Source organism: Bradyrhizobium sp. CCBAU 65884, from assembly GCF_028128835.1.
Lineage (GTDB): Bacteria > Pseudomonadota > Alphaproteobacteria > Rhizobiales > Xanthobacteraceae > Bradyrhizobium > Bradyrhizobium ottawaense.
On record NZ_LBJU01000045.1, the window covers coordinates 1 to 2526 of the forward strand.

The following is a 2526-nucleotide window of genomic DNA, read 5'->3' on the forward strand; positions in this document are numbered from 1 at the left end:
TGCGGATTCCGACGTGAAGCCGGCGGGCATTCCGATCAATTGTCGGCCACCGTTCCGATCTGAAGCCGGCCGCGATTCCGATCAATAACCGGCCGGGAGGGGCCGCGACGAACCTGCCCTGGGTCAGCAACTTTGGCATCAAGCGCCTCGTGAAGAACGAGGAGTGGCTGGATGCCGGCAAAGAGAAGGCTGACCATGAGACAACTGAGACAAATGCTGCGGCTTGCCGGAGGCGGAAGCAGCGCCCGCGAGATTGCGGTGATACTGGGGATCGCCCGCAGCACCGTCCAGGATAACCTGAAGCGCGCCGCGGCGGCGGGGCTGAGCTGGCCGTTGCCCGGGGATTTGACGGACGATGCGCTCCAGCGCAGGCTGTTCGCCCGTGCCGGCGTCAAGCAGGGCGCGCGGCGCCGTCCCGAGCCCAATTGGGCCGATCTTGCCGTCGAGCTGAAGAAGCCCGGCGTCACGCTGCTCATTCTTTGGGAGGAGTACCGCGCCGTCCATCCCGACGGCTATGGCTACAGCCGCTTCTGCGAGCTCTTTCGCAATTTTGAGCAGCGGCTGTCGCCGACGATGCGGCAGGAGCATGCCGCCGGCGACAAGGTCTTCGTCGACTATTCCGGCAAGAAGATCGCAATCGTCGATCGCCGCACCGGCGAGATCCGCCAAGCCGAGCTCTTCATCGGCGCTCTCGGTGCCTCCGGTCTCGCCTATGCGGAGGCAAGCTGGACCCAGACATTGCCCGACTGGATCGGCGCGCATGTGCGCATGTTCCGCCTCTTCGGCGGCGTCCCGCGCCTGATCGTTCCCGACAATCTAAAGGCGGGCGTCAACCGGGCGAGCTTCTATGACCCGGAGATTAACCGCAGCTACGGCATGATGGCGGCCCATTACGGCGTCGGCGTGCTGCCAGCGCGGCCGCGGCGTCCGAAGGACAAGGCAAAGGTCGAGAACACGGTGCGCTTTGCCCAGAGCTGCATCCTTGGCCGGCTGCGTAAGCAGACCTTCTTCTCGCTCGCCGAAGCCAATGCGGCCATTGCCGAAGCACTGGACCGCATCAACGATCACGTCATGCGACGGCTCGGCGTCAGCCGCCGTCATCTTTTCCAGACAATAGAGCGCGCCGCGCTCGCGCCCCTACCGGCAGAGGACTACGAGTTCGCAGAATGGCGGCTTGCCCGGGTCTCCACGGATTATCACGTCGAGTTCGACCGCTTCTTCTATTCCGTGCCGCACCGGCTCATCCGCCAGCAGGTCGATGTGCGAGCGACGGCCCGCACCATCGAGATATTCCATCGCGGCCAGCGCATCGCAGTCCATCAGCGTCGCTATGGCGGCTCCCGCTTTGGAACCGATCCCAACCATATGCCGTCCTCCCATCGTCGCTACGCCGAGTGGACGCCCGATCGCTTTCGTCGCTGGGCCGCCACGATTGGCCCGCACACCGAGAGCCTGATCACCGCCATCCTGGCCAGCCGCCCGCATCCCGAACAGGGCTTCAGGACAAGCCTGGGCGTCATGCGTCTTTTTCGCGACATCGACTGCAGACGCGCCGAGGCCGTCTCGGCTCGCGCCGTCGCCATCGGCGGGCTGACCTGCAAAAGCGTCACCTCGCTCATCGCCACTTACAAAGCCCCGCACGAGACCGACGAGGCCCCTGCCGTCATGGAGCACGCCAATCTGCGTGGCCCCGGATATTTTCATTGAGGAGACAATCGACAATGCTGAACAATCCCACCATCGATATGCTGCGCGATCTCGGCCTGCACGGCATGGCTGCCGCCTTTCAGAACCTGCAGACCCAGCCGGAAGCCCACAGTCTCGAACACAGCGAATGGCTCGCCCTCCTCATAGAAAGCGAGGTGACAACGCGTCGTCAGAAGCGTTTCGAGGCCCGTGCCCGCGCCGCCAGGCTGCGCCACGACGCCCAGGTCGAGAATGTCGATTTCCGCGCCGCCCGCGGCCTCGACCGCAACCTCTTCCTCAAGCTCGCCGGCTGCGACTTCATCCGCCAGCAGCACAATCTGCTGCTGATTGGCCCCGCGGGCGTCGGCAAGAGCTGGCTCGCCTGCGCGCTTGGCCACCAGGCCTGCCGCGAAGATCTCTCCGTCGCCTATCACCGCGTGCCACGGCTCTTCGCAACGCTGGCCCTCGCCAGAGACGACGGCCGCTACGGCCGCCTGCTCAAGGCACTGGCAAAGCCGGACCTGCTCATCCTCGACGATTGGGGGCCGGAGAAGCTCAGCGACGAGCAGCGCCGCGATCTCCTCGAGATCGTCGAGGACCGATACGCCCGCCGCTCGACCCTCGTCACCAGTCAAATCCCCATCGATCACTGGTACGACATCATCGGCAACCCAACCATCGCCGACGCCATCCTCGATCGCCTCGTCCACAATGCCTACCGCATCGAGCTTAGCGGCGACAGCATGCGAAAGCAGCGCCAAATGCAACCCGAGACGACAGCGACAGCTTGACCTTCGCCACCTCCCGTTCCAAACCTCAAGGCGACCCAGGCGCTGACCG

General features: G+C 64.8%; 2 protein-coding genes. Both read left to right on the forward strand.

Annotated elements, in window-relative coordinates:
- Positions 1–171 precede the first annotated feature (171 nt).
- On the forward strand, positions 172–1707 hold the full coding sequence (istA, locus tag XI03_RS01710) for an IS21 family transposase (protein WP_271591117.1): 1536 nt from the start codon (positions 172–174) through the stop codon (positions 1705–1707).
- A gap of 14 nt (positions 1708–1721) precedes the next feature.
- A complete protein-coding gene (gene istB, locus XI03_RS01715; RefSeq protein WP_271591118.1) occupies positions 1722–2477 on the forward strand; it encodes an IS21-like element helper ATPase IstB in 756 nt (251 codons plus the stop codon).
- The last annotated feature ends 49 nt before the right edge of the window (positions 2478–2526 follow it).